Raw genomic sequence first — 18,933 nt, forward strand, 5'->3', positions numbered from 1 at the left:
TCGATCAGGAGACGATTTATGCAACCCAAAGCGGTCGCCAAAACACAAACAATCACTTTGTCCATTGCAATGCGCGCGGCTCTTGTCGGGCTTATGGCGCTTACGCTGGTGATCTTGCAGGCAATAGGTGCCCAGGCAAAACCAGAGAGCCTTGCGCCCTTGGCCGAAAAAATCAGCCCCTCAGTTGTGAACATCACAACCTCGACCTTGGTCGAAGGGCGCACGGGCCCCCGCGGTATCGTGCCCGAAGGATCGCCATTTGAGGATTTCTTTAAAGAATTCCAAGACCGCAACCGCGGCGAAGATGAAGATTCTCCTGCACCGCGCCGTTCATCAGCCTTGGGATCAGGTTTTGTGATTTCCGAGGACGGTTATGTCGTCACGAACAACCACGTGATTGAAGGCGCAGACGAGATCACAATTGAATTCTTTTCTGGCGAAGAGCTAGTGGCAAAAGTGATCGGGACCGACCCGAACACAGACATCGCGCTGTTAAAAGTCGAAGCGTCGAACCCGCTGCCATATGTCAGCTTTGGCAATAGCGATGCGTCGCGTGTTGGCGACTGGGTCATCGCGATGGGTAATCCGCTGGGGCAGGGGTTTTCTGTTTCCGCGGGTATCGTAAGTGCACGTAACCGCGCACTTTCGGGCACCTATGATGATTACATCCAGACAGATGCCGCTATTAACCGCGGTAACTCTGGTGGTCCGCTGTTTAACATGGACGGTGACGTGATTGGCGTAAACACAGCGATCTTGTCGCCAAACGGCGGTTCCATCGGTATCGGCTTTTCGATGGCCGCCAATGTTGTGACCCGTGTTGTTGACCAGCTTAAGGAATTTGGCGAGACGCGTCGCGGCTGGCTAGGTGTGCGCATTCAAGACGTCACGCAGGACGTTGCTGATGCAATGGGGCTGGCAAATGCCACAGGTGCGCTGATTACAGATGTACCAGATGGCCCAGCCAAAGATGCGGGCCTAGAGACAGGTGACGTCATCTTGTCATTCGACGGTGTTGATGTTGCGGACACACGTGGTCTTGTGCGTCAGGTGGGCAATAGCCCAGTTGGTGCGACCGTGCGGGTAACTGTTTTGCGGGAAGGCAAAAGCCAAACCATTGCGGTTGTTCTAGGCCGCCGTGAAAGCGCCAACAGCGAAGCCGATCCTGCGGTGGAAGAAACGCCTGAAACGGTTGAGGGTCCCGAGGTGTCTTCCTTGATGGGGCTGACCATCACGCCACTGACGGATGATATGCGTGAAGAACTGGGTGCTGCAGCAGACATGCAAGGTCTGGCTGTGACCAATGTCGAGGAGGGCTCTGAAGCGTTTGAAAAGGGACTGCGTGCAGGTGACATCATCACAGAAGCAGGTCAGCAAAAGATCACATCCATTGATGATCTGAATGGCCGTGTGGATGCCGCACGAGAAGCTGGGCGCAAGTCTTTGCTGTTGTTGGTGCGTCGCGCGGGTGATCCACGGTTTGTAGCACTGACCCTAGAAGAGAAGTAATCACTTCGCAAAATTCTAACAAAAAGGCGTCTCTTCTGAGGCGCCTTTTTTCGTTGAACCTGCGTGTTTTAGGGAGGGCGGTTACGGGGTGCGTGGAACAGCCACAATGCCGAGTTCCCTTGCGGTCTCGATAGAGAGGACATCGCTGGGAAGGCCTGCAGCAGTTTGAACTGACAGAACGGCACGGCGGGTGGTCGCGTCCATGTTTCCGTTGATTTCGCCAGAGTATAAGCCCCGAACTTGTAGTGCACGTTGTAGGGTTGATACAAACTCGACGGTGAACGCAGGTGGGCAAGGAATTTCAAACCAACGATCCGTGCGTGGCGTGACAATCTGCTGTCGGCTTTCCTCTCGATAGATAGGTAAAGATGCTATCGAGCCATCAGCGTTGACTTTTGCAGGGGTCACAAGGATTTGCTCGGTTACGGTTTCGATAACCGCAGGAGTTGGGATCTTGCCCCAACACGTACCGGGAGGCGCACCCGCAGGCGCGAGGCCATTGCCCTGTATCACGCCACCTTCCGAAACAGTTTGATCCTGCAAGCAGGCAGCCAAAAATACAGCCCCGCAAAGGGCTGTGGCGAGGCGCAAGAAACGACGCGGGGAAGATGCCTGTATCATAGCCCAATTCCTTTGGGTCTGTTTAGTATCGGCGCACCTTAGCCCGATTTCCAACCGATGCATAGAACCTAGAAAAAGGAGAGACGCAAAAGGGACTGGCGCGCAGGTTGGCGCTTGGGTAGAAAAGGGCAGAATAGATTTAAAAAGGGCAGCTTTGATGGCCAAGATTACCTACGTAGAACATAATGGCACTGAACATGTTGTTGATGTCGCCAATGGCCTGACGGTCATGGAAGGCGCACGCGACAATAATATCCCAGGAATTGAAGCTGATTGCGGCGGTGCATGCGCGTGCTCAACATGTCACGTCTATGTAGATGCGGCATGGGTGGATAAAGTACCTGCCAAAGACGACATGGAAGAGGACATGCTAGATTTCGCCTATGCGCCGGATCCAGCGACCTCGCGATTGACGTGCCAGCTGAAAGTTTCTGATGAACTGGATGGTCTGCGCGTAAAGATGCCTGAAAAGCAGATCTGATGCGAAACAGGGCGCGGCGTCTGCTGTCAAATATGACGGGACGTGGCGTTCGCCGCGCACAGCTGATGTTGTGGGCGGCACTAGCGTTGTTTGCGCCTCATTCAAGCGTTGGACAAACTACGCAAGCTTGGCTTTCAGCTCCATTGAAATCAGCCAGGTACGTCGAACCCACTACGCGCTATCAACATGGCGTTCTTGGTGACGCTATCGAGCATGGAGCGTTGGAATTGCGCTATGATGGGGGCAACAAGCCCCATTTGATTCGTTTGCCTGAGACGCGTGTGTTTGAAGATACCGAACCGCGCATGGTAGATGTAGATGGCGATGGCCAACGTGAAGTTGTCGTTGTCGAAAGCCACCAAAACCAGGGTGCGCGGCTCGCTATTTACAACGGTGCGGGTCTGATCGCAGCAACTCCCTATATTGGTCAACGCAACCGCTGGCTGGCACCTGTTGGGGTGGCTGATCTGGACGGTGACGGGTTGATAGAGTTGGCGTATGTTGATCGCCCTCATCTGGCCAAAATATTACGTGTATGGCGGTTTGAAGAGGGTGAGCTGACCCAAATTTCTGCCCTTGATGGGGTGAGTAATCACCGAATTGGCGAACGTAACATCGCTGGCGGTTTACGTGATTGCGGCAGTGGGCCAGAAATGATTGTGGCGCGTGCGGATTGGCAGCGTCTGATGGCCGTTACCTTTGACGGATCCGCGTTGACTGCGCGTGAGATCGGACCACACAAGGGACGCGCCAGTTTTGCTGATGCGCTTGCGTGCAAATGAAGTCTGCCTTTTTGGTACTACTCGGTGCGCTTTGTGCCACGCAAGCTGCCGCTCAAGACCAGATGTCGCCAGACAGGTTTCTTGATCTTATTGTAGGAAAAACGCTTAGCTTTTCAAGCATGCGGACAGACGGCCTCGTTGGGGAAGAGCAATTCCTGCGCCGTGATCTATCAGTTTGGGCGGATCAAACGGGGCGCTGTACTTATGGACGGATCGAGTTGCGCGGACCACTGATCTGTTTTGTGTACGAAGACGCCCCGAATCCAGACAACTGCTGGATACCCTTTATGGATAACGGCACGCTGTTGGTGCTTTCAAAATGGACAAACGAAGTGCAACGGATCAGCGACATCAGCGAAGAGCCAATTACCTGCGAAGGTGCGCCGCTGTCCTAACAATCCGTTCGCCCAAAACTAGAGTCAGAGGCGAACGGTGCTTTTAATAGGATTAAGTTAGCGCGCGCCAGCCGATGTCACGGCGGAAAAAACCTTCGGGCCAATCAATGCCATCAACCATCGCATAGGCGCGCTGCTGGGCTTCTTCCAATGTTTTACCGCGCGCAGTCACATTCAGAACACGTCCGCCAACAGCAACAATGGCTCCGTCTTTCTCAGCGGTGCCAGCATGGAACACCATATTACTGCTGTCCTCAGGCATGTCAGTCAATCCGCCAATAACCGACCCTTTTTCATAACTTGCCGGATAACCATTGGCCGCTAGAACAACGGTAAGGGCATGATCATCCGCCCAATTGACCCGCATTTCGGCCAAACGCCCCTCGGCTGCGGCATGCATCAGGTCCAATGCTTGTGCACCCAAACGCATCATCAAAACCTGACACTCAGGGTCGCCAAAGCGGGCATTGTATTCCACGAGGCGCGGTGCACCGTCCTCAATCATCAGGCCAGCATAAAGCACGCCTTGATAGGGCATGCCGCGTTTTGCCATCTCTGCCATTGTCGGGCGGATGATTTCGGCGAGGGCGCGTTCGGCGATTTCATCTGTCAGAACTGGGGCAGGGGAATAGGCACCCATGCCGCCTGTGTTGGGGCCGGTATCGCCATCGCCTACACGCTTGTGATCTTGGGCCGTGCCAAAGGGCAGGACGTTTTCGCCGTCACACAGGATAAAGAAGGATGCTTCTTCGCCGCGCATGAATTCCTCAATGACAACTTCAGCGCCGGCTTCGCCAAATTCTCCGCTGAACATGTCGTCAATGGCGGCTTCGGCTTGTGTTATGGTTTCGGCGATGATCACGCCTTTGCCTGCGGCCAAACCATCAGCTTTTACAACAATCGGCGCACCTTGGGCCTGCACATACGCCTTGGCCGCGACCGCATCGGTAAAGTGGCCATAAGCGGCGGTTGGGGCGGCACACGCATCGCAGATTTCTTTGGTAAATGCTTTTGACGCCTCAAGGGCTGCGGCAGCCTGTGAGGGACCAAATACCAAAACGCCCGCTTCGCGCAGACGATCTGCGACGCCGGCGGCCAATGGTGCTTCGGGGCCGATGATCACGAAATCGACGTTGTTGCGCGCCGCAAACTCAACAACCGTGCCACCATCATTGATGTCGATGCTGGCGCAATCAGCGATTTGGGCAATACCTGCATTGCCGGGCGCCACAATCAGCTTGTCGCATTTAGGGTTTTGCAGAACTGCCCATGCAAGACTATGTTCACGTCCACCGCTGCCTAGGATTAAGATATTCATGGCGCACTCCCTTGGCCTTCGTTGCTGGGCGTTTTATGCTGCACGCGACCTATGCACAAGGATGCACCGATGGATCTGTTTGATGATCGCCCCGATGACGGCCCTGCAGAGGGCAATAGCCCAGAATACACCATAGGTGAGCTGTCTGGCGCGATTAAGCGGGTTATTGAGAACGAATTTGGCCATGTGCGTGTGCGTGCCGAAGTTGGTCGCGTGAGTCTGCCGCGTTCGGGTCACGTGTATTTGGACCTGAAAGACGACAAAGCCGTGATGGCGGGAATCATCTGGAAAGGTGTAGCATCCAAGCTGACCACGCTGCCTGAAGAGGGCATGGAGGTGATCGCCACAGGTCGCATCACCACATTCCCTGGTCAGTCGAAATACCAGATCATCATCGAAGACATCAAACCCGCAGGCATGGGTGCGCTGATGGCTGTGCTGGAAAAACGGAAAGCGGCGCTTGCGGCTGAGGGGCTTTTTGATCCTGCACACAAACGCCCGTTGCCCTATTTGCCCGAAATAATTGGCGTAATCACATCGCCGTCCGGTGCAGTGATCCGTGATATTTTGCACCGCTTGCGGGATCGCTTTCCACGAAAGGTGCTGATTTGGCCTGTCGCAGTGCAGGGGGCCAAATGTGCACCCGAAGTTACCCGTGCGATTGAGGGCTTTAACCTTCTGACACCGGGCGGGGCGTTGCCGCGACCCGACTTGCTGATTGTCGCACGCGGTGGTGGCTCGGTTGAGGACCTTTGGGGATTTAATGAAGAGGCCGTTGTACGGGCGACAGCGGCATCTGACATTCCACTGATTTCGGCAGTTGGTCATGAGACAGACACAACGCTGATTGATTTTGCCTCAGATATGCGGGCGCCCACACCAACTGCGGCGGCCGAGTTGGCCGTTCCTGTACGTGTTGAGCTGGTGGCTTATCTGGATCAACAGAACGCCCGCATGAGTCGCGCCCTGAGCCAAGGGCTGGTGCAACGCGGCCAGCGTTTGCGCGATATGGCCCGTGCGTTGCCGCGTGCTGAAACATTGCTGGAAAACCCGCGGCAACGGTTGGACCGCGTCAGTGATCGCCTGACGCGAGCCAAGACTCTGACAGAAGCGCCAAAGTTACGTCTGGAACGTGCCATTGCACGCCTTGATCCGGCGCTGATGACTGGCGTTCAACAACGCAAGATGCGCCTTGCTGACCTGAGTGGTGGTTTGCGACCTGCAACATTGCAGCGGCGCTTGTCTCAGGATGCACAACGCATAGCGAGCCTGTCAAAACGCCTTGCACCCGCGTTGGAACGCGAGCGTGCCTTGCAGGCCGCGCGTTATTCGCGTGCAACGCAGGCACTGTCTGATGTGGGGCAACGACAATTGCAAAACTGGCAAAGCCAAATTGCGGCGGCCGAACGTCTGCGCCGAACATTAGGGTATGAGGCCACATTGGAACGCGGATTTGCGGTAGTGCGCAGCGGCGGGGCAGTCATCACCTCTAGCAAGGTCGCGGCAAACGAGAAAACGCTGGAAATCCAATTCGCTGACGGAAAGGTCAACGTGAGCCCCTAAATCCAACTAAGTGGATCAAACCCCGATTTTTGGCCCCAAGCATAGCATTTCTTCAGTGCTTTCATTCGCCTCATACAGCGGCGTCACAGCGGGATCATTTTCGAACCGCGCGATCAATCCGCGTGCACCTTGTTCAAAGCTCCAGCATTGCGGGTCAGGGCGATCATCATAGGTAAAGCAGATCAACCCATCTGCCTCATACCATTCGCCGTCCTTGCATTCCCCATCCAGAAATGACCAACGCACGCGTCGGTTGGGCAGGTATATTTCTGCGCCATAAGGTTGATTGCCGCTCCCGTAATACAGTGTTTTACCTTGGGTATAGGCGTCAAACTCCTCACCGCTCATTGTTGATTGAGCGTTGGCGGGCAGGGCCACAAGGGCCAATAGGATCAGTGCAATTAGTCTCATGCGACCACGATGCCAGATGTCGCGGGGTGACACCAGAGCGCGCGCAAGTTTCCGATTGGCTTCAGCATGTCACCGCGTACCGCGCAAAGCGCCGCTGAATTGTCGTTTTTCGCCTCAATCAAAAGCAGTCTCTTTGCTAAACCAACCCAAAGAATAAGGGGACTTTGGCTATGGCGCTGGACACAAAAGACAACGGACCGGACAAGGGTGTTTGGAAATCTGGTAAAGGCAAAGGCCGCCACCACACCAAAGGCCGTCAGTTGGAAGATGGCGCATGGGATGAAATCCGCACGCTGCTAGACTCAGAACCGCGTGACCGTGATCTGCTGATTGAGTACCTGCACTTGATCCAAGATAAATTTGGACATCTGTCGGCTGCGCACCTGCGTGCACTGGCCGAAGAAATGCGGATGAGCATGGCCGAAGTCTATGAGGTCGCGACCTTCTATGCGCATTTCGACGTTGTAAAAGAAGGCGAAACACCGCCGCCAGCCCTGACAATTCGCGTTTGCGACTCGCTTAGCTGTGAAATGGCAGGGGCGCAGGCGCTCAAAGCCGCGCTTGAGGATGGTCTAGACCCTGCTGAGGTTCGCGTGTTGCGCGCGCCGTGCATGGGGCGTTGCGATACCGCGCCAGTGCTAGAGCTGGGCCATGCCCATATCGACAATGCCACACCGGAAAAGGTGCACGCAGCCGTCGCTGCGGGACACACGCACGCGCATATTCCTGAGTATGAGGCCTACGCTACTTACGTCTCCAACGGTGGCTACGCCAAGCTGGAAGAGCTGCGTGAAAGCGGCAATTGGGAGCAGGTGCAAGAACTTGTTCAGTCCTCTGGGCTGCGCGGTCTTGGCGGTGCGGGTTTCCCATCAGGCAAAAAATGGGGTTTTGTACGCGCCAATGCAGGGCCACGTTATTTGGCGGTAAACGGCGACGAAGGTGAACCAGGTACATTCAAGGACCGCTTTTACCTAGAGCGTGAGCCGCATGCGTTTTTGGAAGGCATGTTGATCGCAGCGTGGGCCGTAGAGGCCGAGCGCGCGTATATCTACATGCGCGACGAATATCCGGCGGTTCTGGAAATCCTCGCGCGTGAGATTGCCGCGCTAGAAGACGCAGGTGTTGTTGAGGCCGGATATATTGATCTGCGACGCGGGGCAGGTGCCTACATCTGCGGTGAAGAATCCGCGATGATTGAAAGCATCGAAGGCAAGCGCGGGATGCCACGTCATCGTCCTCCGTTTGTGGCGCAGGTTGGTATCTTTGGCCGCCCTACGCTGGTGCATAATGTTGAGACGCTTCACTGGGTTTCAAAGATTTGCCGCGAAGGGCCTGAGATCCTATCCTCGACCGAGCATAATGGCCGTAAGGGTCTGCGCAGTTATTCGGTTTCCGGACGTGTCAAAAATGCTGGCGTTCACTTGTTGCCAGCGGGGTCCACGATCATGGATGTGATCGATGCGGCGGGGGGCATGTTGGACGGTCACACGTTCAAAGCCTATCAACCCGGTGGGCCATCCTCTGGCCTATTGCCAGCGTCAATGAACGACATTCCGCTCGACTTTGACACGTTGCAGCCACACGGTACGTTCATAGGTTCGGCTGCTGTTGTGGTGCTATCTGATGCAGACAAAGCCCGCGATGCGGCACTGAACATGCTGCGGTTCTTTCAGGATGAAAGCTGTGGGCAGTGTACACCATGCCGCGTTGGCTGTGGAAAAGCGGTTCAGTTGATGCAGGCGGAGACATGGGATCAGGACCTGCTCGAAGAGCTTTCCTCGGCCATGGTGGATGCGTCCATTTGCGGACTTGGGCAGGCTGCGCCAAACCCAATTCGCATGATGATGAAGCACTTCCCTGAAGAGATTTAAACAAAGTTCACACCTCATCTGATAGGTGAGGTGTGAACTTTACCACCTTGTATTTAGTTATTTATTCTGAACGACAAGGCAGGAGCAACGTTGTCGTTTGAGGCTGCTGCATAGCTTTTGCGCACCCTGACGGCTGTTGCGGCCAATGCGCGCAAAGAAGTATCCCTTTTTCCCTGAGACGCGGTTTTTCACATAGATGAGGTCAAGTTTTTCTCTCTTGACCTGCGCGCGGCAACTGCCTGTGCGGTCACGTACTTTGGCCGTTGCAGATTTCTTTGATGTCCCAAAACCCAGTTGCACGCCCCAGGGTTTGATCGGTGGCTTGGGCGGCTTTGCCCTTTTGAGCGGTGAGAGCTTGCGGTTGCGCGCCATCTCCGAACAGGCAGTATAAAAGCTCTTGTCCTTGGCCAGTCTGAAATCATGATCTTTGGGCGGCGCATCGCGCCATTGCTCGGCAGTGAGCCCCGTTATGATTGGTACGTAATTGACCGTTTCGGGCGCAAGACCTTTGCCTTCCAAGAAACCTTGAGCGCGCCGCTCTCCACCATTATAGCCGATGGCGGCCATGCCTTCATTGCCATAACGGCGGGCCATCTCAGACAGATATTGGGCTGAGTGTTCCAGCGCATCGGCAGGGTTGTAGGGGTTTTTCAATCCACGCAATCGCGCAGTAGAGGGGATGAATTGTGCGATGCCGCGGGCATTTGCATGGCTGAGCGCGTTGGGGTCAAGACGGCTTTCTTGCCAGATGAGTCGCGCAAAGAAACCGGAATCGAGGTTGTGACGTTTTGAGAAGACCTCAATTGCGTTACAGGTGTCATAGACGAAATGCTCGGTGCGGATGCATTGCACATGCCCCCACTTGCCAGTGCTACACTGAGGAACCCGGGGATCAGCCAAAGCTGAACCACCCCAAATCACTGATAAAATGATCACAATTAGCCGCATGTCGCTTTGGTGGCCCGCCTGTACCTGCTTGTCAATCGCGCACCCTTCCATCCGGTGGCCCAAGGGGTTAGATCAGTAAGGTAATCTAAACCGGAGTTCCCCTGCGTGGCGTTTTTCAAAAAGCTCAAAGACCGCATGTTCAAATCCTCGTCCAAAATTGACGAGGGGCTTGAGGCTATTGTCAGTGATGGAGGGGATGCCGAGGATGTTGTGCAAGATATAGCTGCACAGCAGGAAGCGGGCGAAGCCGCAGCCAAGGTAGAAGCAGAGCGCGTTCAAGCAGAAAAAACTGCTGAGCAGGAAGCGCGTGAGCGCGCGGAAGCTGAGGCGAAAAAAGAAGCGGAGACCGCAGCGCGCATTGCTGAGGAGGCACGCGCCAAAGCCGAAGCGGCACGCCACGTAGAGGAAGCCGCGCAAGCAGACGAGAAGCGCAAGGCTGCGAAAGAAGCAGAAGAGGCGGCACAAGCCGCCATAGCTGCGCAGGAACGGCAGGCAGAAGAAGCCGCGCAAGCAGCTGAACAGCGTGCACAGGAGCTGGCAGAAAAGGAAGAGGCTGAGCGCCTTGCGGCAGTGGAAGAAGCTGAACAGGAAGCAAAAACTTCTGAACCGCTTCGCACAACGCTGACGCCAGTTGCCCCGATGTTAGATGCAGCTCCCGATGAGCCAGCGCCAAAACGCGGTATTCTGGGCCGATTGATGGGGCGCGGAACCGCTGCGCCAGTAACACGCCGTGTGCTGGATGACGCTATGCTAGAGCAACTCGAAGAGTTGTTGATCAGCGCTGACATGGGCGTGGATACTGCACTGCGGGTCACGGCCAATATGGCCGAGGGGCGACTGGGCAAGAAGCTGTCAGTTACTGAGATTAAGACCCTGATGAGCGATGAAATCGCCCGCATCATGGAACCTGTTGCCAAGCCATTACCGCTCTACGCCAAGACGCCGCAGGTTGTGTTGGTGGTTGGGGTGAATGGTTCGGGCAAAACGACCACCATTGGCAAACTTGCCAGCCAGTTTCGTGGCGCAGGCAAAAAAGTTGTTATCGCGGCAGGTGATACTTTCCGCGCCGCTGCTGTTGAACAATTGCAGGTCTGGGGCGAGCGCGCAGGCGTTCCGGTTCTGACCGCGCCGCACGGGTCTGATCCTGCCAGCCTCGCCTTTGATGCAATGACGCGCGCCGAAGAAGACGGCGCGGACCTGTTGATGATTGACACAGCAGGGCGTTTGCAAAACCGCGGCGACCTGATGGAAGAACTGGCCAAGATCGTGCGGGTTATTCGCAAGAAAGATCCCGAAGCACCACATAACACGTTGCTGGTACTTGACGCCACAACAGGCCAGAACGCGGTGAACCAAGTGAAAGTTTTTCAGGAAATCTCGGATGTGTCCGGCCTTGTGATGACCAAACTGGATGGCACTGCAAAGGGCGGCGTGCTGGTTGCTTTGGCCGATAAATTTGGCCTGCCGATCCACGCGATTGGCGTCGGCGAGCAGATCGATGACCTCCAACCCTTTGATCCACAAGAGTTTGCGGACGCTCTGACCGGGCTTGACCGCTAAGGCGGCGGCGAATGACCGATTGGCTCATCTCGATTGAAGGCACATCAACGGGGCACTCTGTTGCATTGATCTTGGCGTTGTTGGCTGCGTTTTTGCATGCGGTGTTTGGTGCGTTGCAAAAGGGGCGACATGACCCTTGGCTGACGCGCGGCGCGATTGATGGCTCATATTGCCTGATGGCCGCTCCCTTTGCGTTGTTTGTTGTGCCATGGCCAGAACCGCATATGTGGGTGATCTTTGGCGCGGCGTGGGTGATCCACTGCGTGTATAAATTCCTACAGGCGGCGGCCTATACCAAAGGGGCATATACCGTTGTGTACCCTGTGGTGCGCGGCACTGGGCCGCTGTTCACGGTGATTGGCGCCTATCTGATCTTTAACGAGACATTCAGCGGCCTGCAGTGGATGGGCGTCGCGGTGTTGATGGCGGGTATCTTTGGGCTGGCGCTGTATAATATGATCTACCTTGAGTCCGAGCGGGACACGTTGAACATCGCGATGGCGCTGGCCGTAGTGACGGGGTTGTTTGTTGCGTTGTACACAACACTGGACGCTTACGGCATCCGCGCAACGACAAACCCGTTCACCTTTTTGGCGTGGTTTTTCATGATCGACGGTTTTTTGTTCCCGATCATCGCCTACCGCCGCTGGCACCGGATGGCAGATGCACCAGCTGTGTGGCCTTTGATGCAACGTGGCATTTTCGGCGGGTTTGTCGCTTTCCTGAGCTTTGGATCAATAATGATGGCGACGCGCCTTGATAAGGTGGGCGAAGCGGCAATATTGAGAGAGACATCAACAGTATTTGCGGCCTTGATCGGCTGGCTGGTACTTAAAGAAACGGTAGGGCCCCGCCGGGTCGCGCTGATGGCGCTGATCGCGGCAGGTGCTGTAATTGTAGAATTCGGAGGCTAGTGATGGCTGAGGCACGTGAGATTAACCCAATCCTGAAACAAGTGCTGGAGCTGGGTCCGACGCTGTTGTTCTTTGTGCTTTATGTGCGGATCAAAGAAGACGTGTTCACATTTGCGGGCACCGAATACACCGGATTTATTGTGGCGGCTGTTGTGTTTGTCCCGATCTTACTGATCTCGATGGGTATTTTATGGGCCCTCACAGGGCAGCTAAGCCGCATGCAGGTGTTCACAGCGTTTATGGTGATCTTTTTCGGTGGCTTGACCGCGTGGTTCAACGACGAGCGTTTCTTTAAAATGAAAACCACTATCGTTTATGGGTTTCTGGCGGCGATCCTTACCATTGGGTTGTTGCGGGGCCGGTCATGGCTGGAATATGTGATGGCGGATATGATGCCCATGCACCACGACGGCTGGATCATTCTGACAAAGCGCCTGACTATGGCGTTTGTGGTGCTGGCGGTTGTGAATGAATTTGTCTGGCGCACCATGTCTACGGATGCATGGGTAAAAATCGAGACATTCGGCTTTCCGATTGCCTTGATGGTATTCCTGTTCTGGCAGTTCACGCGCCTCCAGCCATATGTGATTGAGCCGGATGAAGGCGCGGAGAAAGACTAGAGCGGTCTTACTTTCGTAATTCTGCGTACAAGGCACGACCTGCTTGTACGCCTTTGCGCGCGCCCATCACATCCAACCAACGCGCCATATGCGGTTTGTCCTCCAGCGTTTGCTGTTGCCCTTCCCATAAGGATGCCCAGCCCCAGATTGAAAAATCTGCGATTGAGATGAAATCACCTGCAACGAATTCGTTTTGGGCAAGCTGACGATCCAAAACCCCGTAAAGGCGTGCAGTCTCGGCGCGGTAGCGGTCCTTGGCGTAGGGGATATCATTGGGCGGTATCGTTTTGGGCGCGTATTTCAAAAAGTGATGCGCCTGTCCTGCCATCGGCCCCAAGCCACCCATTTGCCACATCAACCATTGATCTACAGTAAGACGCTCACGTTCGGTCCTGCCATAGAACTGGCCTGTCTTGCGGGCAAGATATTGCAGGATCGCGCCACTTTCGAAAATCGAAATCGGTTCGCCACCTGGCCCATCCGCGTCTGTAATCGCGGGCATGCGGTTATTGGGGGCAATTTTTAAAAACTCGGGATCAAATTGATCGCCTTTGCCAATATTGATGAGGTGGGTTGCGTAAGGCAGCTCCATCTCCTCTAGGCATACCGAGATTTTCCATCCGTTTGGCGTAGGCCAGTAATATAGATCAATAGGCGTGCTCATGATGGGGGCCTTTTCCTCTGGTGTACCATTCCATGATGCGGTTTTTTCTAGAGGTGACAAGGGGATTTGGCTGGTTTTGTAGGTCGGGTTGAGGTGGAATTGCGCTGCGTAAGTCACAAAATGGTAACGTACCGTTCAACAACGCGGCATTGAGCAACATAACACCGGGGCGCGTATAGCTAGACCAGTGGCAGACGCGCCGTTGGGGTGGGGCCAGTGGATAACCTAGGTCAGACAATTTGCTGAGGGTGCGGTTGCAATCAATGTGAATGCGCATCGCATGGCGGCAGCTCAGCCCGCGCCCGATTGCCCCTGTGTCCGGTACAACCTGTTCAAAGACATGATCAAACAATGCGTTTTCGCCGCTGGTCACATGGAACATTTCACAGGACCTCCCTGCGGGCGTGTTCAGGGCATGGTTTGCCAAACCCAAATGAGCGGCCCCACTCAGCAAGACAATACGCCCCACATCACCTGCACGCAGATAGGGCAGGGCAGCAAGGCAAAGCGTTGCCCCAAGGGAGTGCGCGATGAGGTGAACGTCTCGGCGGCCCCGGAATGAGGATATTAGCTGGGCCAGATCACGCGCCCGGTCAAGTGCAGTGCTATAGGCTTGCCTCAATCCGCCACGAGCATGCCATCCAAATGCAATTCCCTGCACATCACTTTGGTGCACTCCAAGGGGCGTTGGCCAACCCTGAAGGGCGAAAATACGGGCGTGAGGGCAGTTTTTGTGAATGAACGGAGAGTATTTATACCCATGCACCATAATAACAACGGGCCCTTGTGTGGCTGCGACCTGCGCCAGTGCGCCGCTTACGGGTTGGGCAGAACCGTGCAGCGATAGCCCTTTGGTGGATGCATTGATGCGCAGAAGCGGCATGCTGATCCTTCTTACTATGCGCAGTTAATGATGCGCGTTCCTGAATTTGGGTGTGCTTAGAACGTGTAATAGCGAGATGAATATCCCGTTACCTCTTCGTGCGGATGCTTGACGTGTCCGTGCGGTTGGCCTAAGTCAGCCCCGTGGCGATTTGTTACCGGATTGCGGGCCACGTTAAATATTCCGCTAAAAGGTCAGGATGAAAGCCCCCTTTCGCTTGACCGCGTTTGGGGTTTTTTTGTGCCCGACCCCTTTGAACGGGCGCACAGAGGAATGACACATGAGTGATAATTGGAAATCGGGCACCAAAGCTGTGCACACAGGCACGCGTCGCAGCCAATACGGCGAAGTGTCCGAGAGCATCTTTATGACCCAAGGCTTCGTTTACGAAACCGCAGAACATGCTGAGCAGCGGTTTATTGCGTCAGGTGATGATGAATTTATCTACGCCCGCTACGGCAACCCGACGGTCAAGATGTTCGAAGAGCGCATTGCTGCCCTTGAAGGTGCAGAGGATGCCTTTGCCACGGCCTCTGGTATGGCTGCGGTTTCCGGCGCGCTGACCTCAATGCTCAAGGCGGGGGATCATGTTGTGTCTTCGCGCGCCTTGTTTGGTTCGTGTCTGTACGTTCTTGAGGAAATCCTGACACGCTATGGCGTTGAGGTGACGTTTGTAGACGGCACCGATCTGGCCCAATGGGAAGCGGCGATTCGTGATGACACGAAGGCGGTCTTCTTTGAGTCGATCTCAAACCCGACTTTGGAAGTCATTGATATTAAATCTGTATCTGAATTGGCCCATGCAAAAGGCGCAATCGTGCTGATCGACAACGTGTTCGCCACGCCAGTCTTTTCGCGCGCAATTGAGCAGGGCGCAGATGTGGTGATTTACTCAGCCACCAAACACATCGATGGTCAGGGCCGCGCACTGGGTGGTGTGATCCTTAGCACCCGTGAATTTATTCGTAAAACGGTTGAACCCTACATGAAGCACACGGGCGGTTCGATGTCGCCGTTCACAGCGTGGATCATGCTCAAAGGTCTTGAAACCATGCGTTTACGTGTGCGGGCGCAGGCGAGTTCTGCGCTTACTATCGCAAAAGCGTTGCAAAACCACGCTGCTATTGAACAGGTCATTTACCCCGGTCTGAAAGAACACCCGCAAAGCGCGTTGGTAAAGCAGCAGATGGGTGAGGGCGGCACGGTTCTGTCTCTGGTTGTGAAGGGCGGCAAAGAGGCGGCGTTCAAGTTCCTCAATGCAACCAAGATCGGTGTGATCTCGAACAACCTTGGGGATGCAAAGACAATCTTGACCCATCCTGCAACAACAACGCACCAGCGTTTGCCAGATGATCAAAAGCTAAGCCTTGGGATCACGGATGGTTTGGTGCGCGTCAGCATTGGTTTGGAAGACGAAACCGACCTGATCGAAGATTTCGTGCAGGCACTGGATGCCGCAAATTAACCAATGGTTGGCGTAATTCCCCCGCTATTTCCAATATTTTTTTGGTAATCTGGCGAGGGAAGCTTACATATGGTTCCTGACAGACAAGGGGCTGCTAAATGAACATCGGCACACCAATTTCGCCAAAGCTGGATCGCAGCGCGGCCCAAAAAGCGCTTGAGACCTTACGAGCATGGGCCGCAAGTGCAGACGTGAGCGAACTTGAAGCGCTTGATCCTGTAATTGCTCGGGCTTTAACTGAAGGCGATGCTTACCCAACGTATAAGCGCGAATATCCAGCCAATTTTGAGATCGAGGCGGATTACAAAGCCAGTTTGCCTGATTTGCAAAACGGCCCTTCTAGCTTGATTAAAGGTTCAAAACAGCAAATCCAGCACGTCGGGATTTCAAACTTCCGGCTTCCTGTTCAGTTTGAAACCTGCACAGGCGGGCAACTGACACTTGAGACATCAGTAACAGGCACCGTGAGCCTTGAGGCGGATAAAAAGGGCATCAACATGTCCCGCATCATGCGCAGTTTTTACAAACATGCCGAACAGGTCTTTAGCTTTAAGGTGATCGAGGCGGCGCTGGACGATTACATTACTGACCTTGATAGCTTTGATGCGCGCATTCAGATGCGATTTTCCTTCCCGATGAAGATCACCAGCCTGCGGTCCGGTTTGGATGGCTATCAGTATTACGATGTTGCACTTGAGCTGGTTGAGCAGGATGGCGTGCGTCAGCAAATCATCCACCTTGACTATGTGTATTCCAGCACGTGCCCCTGTTCACTTGAACTTAGCGAGCACGCACGCGCCACACGCAACCAACTTGCCACTCCACATTCCCAGCGTTCTGTTGCGCGTATTTCCGTGTTGGTCAAAGAGGGGGCAGATTGCCTTTGGTTCGAAGACCTGATCGAGGCTTGCCGCCGTGCGGTGCCGACCGAGACGCAAGTCATGGTGAAACGTGAAGACGAACAGGCATTTGCAGAGTTGAACGCCGCCAATCCGATCTTTGTCGAAGATGCAGCGCGCCTGTTCTGTGAACAATTACTGGCGGATGAGCGGGTTTCAGATTTCAGAATCGTGGCCAGCCACCAAGAAAGCCTGCACAGCCATGACGCGGTAAGCGTACTGACTGAAGGCCCGACATTTGCGCAAGCCAGCTTTGATCCAAAGCTGTTCAATACGCTGTTCCACGTCGGCTAGCCTGTGGGCGTGGCAAAGCCACGCCCAAGTGCCCGCCAGCCGGATAGGCCCAAAATAAGTGCTCCGATGGTGGCGGTCCAAAAAGGGACTGTCAGCGCAGTTTCTCTTGGGAAGAAACCGTCACTTCCTTGAACTAAAATGCCCGAAAGCATAAGGCCGACGGGCATCATTCCCCATGCCATCATGCGGTAAATACTGTTCACGCGCCCTAAAATCGCATCTGGGATCATGCGCTGGCGATACGAGACCGATACCGTGTTCCAGACCAAACCCGTAAAGCTGAAGATCGCGAGAACCAACGCGAGCATGATCGCGCTTGGGGCGATGGCCATTGCTGCAAATGCTGGCGCAGATGAAATGAGCATGATCTGGGCAGTACGCGCTGGGCCCATCCGCTCAACGATCCATGCACCACACCAGCCGCCAGCTATGCCGCCGATCGCGCCAGAAGCAAGGATCAATCCGTACGCGCGCGCGCCCAGCCCTAGGTTCTCTTGCACATGCAAAATTAGGGCGATTGCGGCCATTTCATACAGCAAGTTCCAGAATCCGGTGATCCAAGCAAGTTGCCGCAACAACTTATGCTGCCCCAGAAAGGCAAAACCTTCCTTTAGTTCAGCTTTCCAATCGGGTGCGTTGCGGGTTTTCGGCGCTCCTTGGGGCAGACCGCGCAGCAACATCAGCGCAGCCAAACAGGCTAGCGCATTCACGGTAAAAGGCGCCGCCAGCATTGCTGCAATCAAAAACGCGCCCAGTGCCGGACCCAGCAAAGCATTGCCCACCAGTTCGACGCTCCAAAGCCGCCCGTTTGCACGTTCAAGCGCCTCAGAGGGGACAAGTGCGGGGAGCATGGTTTGCGCGGCGTTGTCGCGAAACACTTCGGCAACGCCAACAATGGCAGCACAAAGCAGCAACATCCCATAAAGAACCGGATGCGCAATCCCGCTGGCAGGTGTTTGTGCCAACGGCCCTGTCATCCAAAGGGCAATCGCCAAAGCGAGGTAAGCAATCCCGCGCAGGCCATCCATCGCACGGATCAGGGGCAGGCGGGCCACTCGGTCGGTCACGATGCCTGCGGGCAGCGCACAAACAAACCAAGGCGCGCGTAACACAACGGGAACCAGCGCAATCAATAGCGCGTCACGGGTCAACAGCGAGGCAAGCCATGCCCATGCCACAGTGGAAATCCCATCGGCCAAGTTGCTGAGGCCTGCAGAGGCGACGAATCTGTTAAATGGTTTCATAATTTTGACAATAGCTGCGGCAAAAAGAGTTTGCACTAGGTGGGATGCTGCTATGCAGAATTGTCACTGGCGCTGCACTGCAGCGAAGATTACCTTCGAGCTAAGGGAATGATCCCTAACCAATTAATTACCTGCGAAGGGATATCCGATGACATATCAGAACACATCCGAGCAATTTTCTGCCCGCGGTAACGGATTTGCGACAACCGTATTTCAAACGGCGCTGAAAATCATCACGCCTGTTGGACGGTTCTTTGCTGCCATTGGCACGGCCATGATCAATGCAAGTGAATCGTCGGCTCGTCTCAAAACCATCGAAGCTCTGCGCGCAAAATCAGACGATGAACTGGCGGAAATGGGTATTAAGCGCGACGAAATCGCACAATTTGTATTCAAAGATCTGATGTACATCTAAGTTTTGATCTGCACGCAAGCCCGCCAGATGCCCTTGTCATAGCGGGCATGGCGGGCTTTTTGCGTTTTGAGGGCTA

General features: G+C 54.8%; 19 protein-coding genes and 1 riboswitch. Of the genes, 12 read left to right on the plus strand and 7 right to left on the minus strand.

Annotated elements, in window-relative coordinates:
• Nucleotides 1-18 precede the first annotated feature (18 nt).
• Nucleotides 19-1,509: a Do family serine endopeptidase gene (locus tag V7775_RS07470; RefSeq protein ID WP_335751260.1), complete on the plus strand. Its 1,491-nt coding sequence runs from the start codon at nucleotides 19-21 to the stop codon at nucleotides 1,507-1,509.
• 81 nt (nucleotides 1,510-1,590) lie between these two features.
• On the opposite strand, the gene V7775_RS07475 is transcribed toward V7775_RS07470, so the two are convergent.
• Nucleotides 1,591-2,130: a peptidoglycan-binding domain-containing protein gene (locus V7775_RS07475; protein WP_335751261.1), complete on the minus strand. Its 540-nt coding sequence runs from the start codon at nucleotides 2,128-2,130 to the stop codon at nucleotides 1,591-1,593.
• A gap of 157 nt (nucleotides 2,131-2,287) precedes the next feature.
• On the opposite strand from V7775_RS07475, the gene V7775_RS07480 reads away from it, so the two are divergent.
• From V7775_RS07480 to V7775_RS07490, 3 genes are read left to right on the plus strand one after another with little or no spacing between them, the layout of a single operon-like run.
• A complete protein-coding gene (locus tag V7775_RS07480; RefSeq protein WP_335751262.1) occupies nucleotides 2,288-2,611 on the plus strand; it encodes a 2Fe-2S iron-sulfur cluster-binding protein in 324 nt (107 codons plus the stop codon).
• Nucleotides 2,611-3,393, plus strand: a complete 783-nt coding sequence (locus tag V7775_RS07485; protein ID WP_335751263.1) for an FG-GAP repeat domain-containing protein — start codon at nucleotides 2,611-2,613, stop codon at nucleotides 3,391-3,393. Before V7775_RS07480 ends, V7775_RS07485 begins: the two co-directional genes overlap by 1 nt.
• Complete coding sequence (locus V7775_RS07490) at nucleotides 3,390-3,788, plus strand: hypothetical protein (protein ID WP_335751264.1); 399 nt, start codon at nucleotides 3,390-3,392, stop codon at nucleotides 3,786-3,788. Before V7775_RS07485 ends, V7775_RS07490 begins: the two co-directional genes overlap by 4 nt.
• 52 nt (nucleotides 3,789-3,840) lie before the next feature.
• Here V7775_RS07490 and purD read toward each other — a convergent pair whose 3' ends face one another.
• A complete protein-coding gene (purD, locus tag V7775_RS07495) occupies nucleotides 3,841-5,106 on the minus strand; it encodes a phosphoribosylamine--glycine ligase (protein ID WP_335751265.1) in 1,266 nt (421 codons plus the stop codon).
• A gap of 69 nt (nucleotides 5,107-5,175) precedes the next feature.
• On the opposite strand from purD, the gene xseA reads away from it, so the two are divergent.
• The gene (xseA, locus tag V7775_RS07500; protein ID WP_335751266.1) at nucleotides 5,176-6,669 is read left to right on the plus strand and encodes an exodeoxyribonuclease VII large subunit; all 1,494 of its coding nucleotides are present in this window, start codon (nucleotides 5,176-5,178) and stop codon (nucleotides 6,667-6,669) included.
• Nucleotides 6,670-6,684: 15 nt separating this feature from the next.
• Here xseA and V7775_RS07505 read toward each other — a convergent pair whose 3' ends face one another.
• Nucleotides 6,685-7,080: a hypothetical protein gene (locus V7775_RS07505; RefSeq protein WP_335751267.1), complete on the minus strand. Its 396-nt coding sequence runs from the start codon at nucleotides 7,078-7,080 to the stop codon at nucleotides 6,685-6,687.
• A gap of 170 nt (nucleotides 7,081-7,250) precedes the next feature.
• On the opposite strand from V7775_RS07505, the gene V7775_RS07510 reads away from it, so the two are divergent.
• Nucleotides 7,251-8,951, plus strand: a complete 1,701-nt coding sequence (locus V7775_RS07510) for an NAD(P)H-dependent oxidoreductase subunit E (protein ID WP_335751268.1) — start codon at nucleotides 7,251-7,253, stop codon at nucleotides 8,949-8,951.
• 57 nt (nucleotides 8,952-9,008) lie between these two features.
• Here V7775_RS07510 and V7775_RS07515 read toward each other — a convergent pair whose 3' ends face one another.
• On the minus strand, nucleotides 9,009-9,851 hold the full coding sequence (locus V7775_RS07515; RefSeq protein WP_335751269.1) for a lytic transglycosylase domain-containing protein: 843 nt from the start codon (nucleotides 9,849-9,851) through the stop codon (nucleotides 9,009-9,011).
• A 153-nt stretch (nucleotides 9,852-10,004) separates the two neighbouring features.
• On the opposite strand from V7775_RS07515, the gene ftsY reads away from it, so the two are divergent.
• From ftsY to V7775_RS07530, 3 genes are read left to right on the plus strand one after another with little or no spacing between them, the layout of a single operon-like run.
• A complete protein-coding gene (gene ftsY / locus V7775_RS07520; RefSeq protein WP_335751270.1) occupies nucleotides 10,005-11,459 on the plus strand; it encodes a signal recognition particle-docking protein FtsY in 1,455 nt (484 codons plus the stop codon).
• 11 nt (nucleotides 11,460-11,470) lie between these two features.
• Entirely contained in the window at nucleotides 11,471-12,373 is a 903-nt protein-coding gene (locus V7775_RS07525) for a DMT family transporter (RefSeq protein ID WP_335751271.1), read from the plus strand.
• Between the two features lie 2 nt (nucleotides 12,374-12,375).
• Nucleotides 12,376-12,993, plus strand: coding sequence for an inner membrane-spanning protein YciB (locus V7775_RS07530; protein WP_335751272.1), 618 nt, complete (start codon nucleotides 12,376-12,378; stop codon nucleotides 12,991-12,993).
• Nucleotides 12,994-13,000: 7 nt separating this feature from the next.
• Here the strand turns inward: V7775_RS07530 and V7775_RS07535 are convergent, their stop codons facing one another.
• On the minus strand, nucleotides 13,001-13,657 hold the full coding sequence (locus tag V7775_RS07535; RefSeq protein ID WP_335751273.1) for a glutathione S-transferase N-terminal domain-containing protein: 657 nt from the start codon (nucleotides 13,655-13,657) through the stop codon (nucleotides 13,001-13,003).
• Entirely contained in the window at nucleotides 13,641-14,540 is a 900-nt protein-coding gene (locus V7775_RS07540) for an alpha/beta hydrolase (protein WP_335751274.1), read from the minus strand. Before V7775_RS07540 ends, V7775_RS07535 begins: the two co-directional genes overlap by 17 nt.
• 133 nt (nucleotides 14,541-14,673) lie before the next feature.
• Nucleotides 14,674-14,750, plus strand: a riboswitch (SAM riboswitch).
• 70 nt (nucleotides 14,751-14,820) lie between these two features.
• On the opposite strand from V7775_RS07540, the gene metZ reads away from it, so the two are divergent.
• Together metZ and folE2 are read left to right on the plus strand one after the other, a co-directional pair.
• Nucleotides 14,821-16,005: an O-succinylhomoserine sulfhydrylase gene (gene metZ, locus V7775_RS07545; protein ID WP_335751275.1), complete on the plus strand. Its 1,185-nt coding sequence runs from the start codon at nucleotides 14,821-14,823 to the stop codon at nucleotides 16,003-16,005.
• A 98-nt stretch (nucleotides 16,006-16,103) separates the two neighbouring features.
• Nucleotides 16,104-17,198, plus strand: a complete 1,095-nt coding sequence (gene folE2, locus V7775_RS07550) for a GTP cyclohydrolase FolE2 (RefSeq protein WP_335751276.1) — start codon at nucleotides 16,104-16,106, stop codon at nucleotides 17,196-17,198.
• Here folE2 and V7775_RS07555 read toward each other — a convergent pair.
• Nucleotides 17,195-18,442, minus strand: a complete 1,248-nt coding sequence (locus V7775_RS07555; RefSeq protein WP_335751277.1) for an MFS transporter — start codon at nucleotides 18,440-18,442, stop codon at nucleotides 17,195-17,197. The two genes, folE2 and V7775_RS07555, sit on opposite strands and share 4 nt — an antisense overlap.
• Before the next feature lie 148 nt (nucleotides 18,443-18,590).
• Here V7775_RS07555 and V7775_RS07560 point away from each other — a divergent pair, with 148 nt between their 5' ends.
• A complete protein-coding gene (locus V7775_RS07560; protein ID WP_335751278.1) occupies nucleotides 18,591-18,857 on the plus strand; it encodes a hypothetical protein in 267 nt (88 codons plus the stop codon).
• Nucleotides 18,858-18,933: the final 76 nt, after the last annotated feature.

The organism is Sulfitobacter sp. (assembly GCF_036960155.1).
Lineage (GTDB): Bacteria > Pseudomonadota > Alphaproteobacteria > Rhodobacterales > Rhodobacteraceae > Sulfitobacter.

Coding starts and splice junctions, on each gene's coding strand:
- V7775_RS07470 (WP_335751260.1), top strand. CDS start 19: ATGCAACCCAAAGCGGTCGCCAAAACACAAACAATCACTTTGTCCATT.
- V7775_RS07475 (WP_335751261.1), bottom strand. CDS start 2,130: ATGATACAGGCATCTTCCCCGCGTCGTTTCTTGCGCCTCGCCACAGCC.
- V7775_RS07480 (WP_335751262.1), top strand. CDS start 2,288: ATGGCCAAGATTACCTACGTAGAACATAATGGCACTGAACATGTTGTT.
- V7775_RS07485 (WP_335751263.1), top strand. CDS start 2,611: ATGCGAAACAGGGCGCGGCGTCTGCTGTCAAATATGACGGGACGTGGC.
- V7775_RS07490 (WP_335751264.1), top strand. CDS start 3,390: ATGAAGTCTGCCTTTTTGGTACTACTCGGTGCGCTTTGTGCCACGCAA.
- purD (WP_335751265.1), bottom strand. CDS start 5,106: ATGAATATCTTAATCCTAGGCAGCGGTGGACGTGAACATAGTCTTGCA.
- xseA (WP_335751266.1), top strand. CDS start 5,176: ATGGATCTGTTTGATGATCGCCCCGATGACGGCCCTGCAGAGGGCAAT.
- V7775_RS07505 (WP_335751267.1), bottom strand. CDS start 7,080: ATGAGACTAATTGCACTGATCCTATTGGCCCTTGTGGCCCTGCCCGCC.
- V7775_RS07510 (WP_335751268.1), top strand. CDS start 7,251: ATGGCGCTGGACACAAAAGACAACGGACCGGACAAGGGTGTTTGGAAA.
- V7775_RS07525 (WP_335751271.1), top strand. CDS start 11,471: ATGACCGATTGGCTCATCTCGATTGAAGGCACATCAACGGGGCACTCT.
- V7775_RS07530 (WP_335751272.1), top strand. CDS start 12,376: ATGGCTGAGGCACGTGAGATTAACCCAATCCTGAAACAAGTGCTGGAG.
- V7775_RS07535 (WP_335751273.1), bottom strand. CDS start 13,657: ATGAGCACGCCTATTGATCTATATTACTGGCCTACGCCAAACGGATGG.
- V7775_RS07540 (WP_335751274.1), bottom strand. CDS start 14,540: ATGCCGCTTCTGCGCATCAATGCATCCACCAAAGGGCTATCGCTGCAC.
- metZ (WP_335751275.1), top strand. CDS start 14,821: ATGAGTGATAATTGGAAATCGGGCACCAAAGCTGTGCACACAGGCACG.
- folE2 (WP_335751276.1), top strand. CDS start 16,104: ATGAACATCGGCACACCAATTTCGCCAAAGCTGGATCGCAGCGCGGCC.
- V7775_RS07555 (WP_335751277.1), bottom strand. CDS start 18,442: ATGAAACCATTTAACAGATTCGTCGCCTCTGCAGGCCTCAGCAACTTG.
- V7775_RS07560 (WP_335751278.1), top strand. CDS start 18,591: ATGACATATCAGAACACATCCGAGCAATTTTCTGCCCGCGGTAACGGA.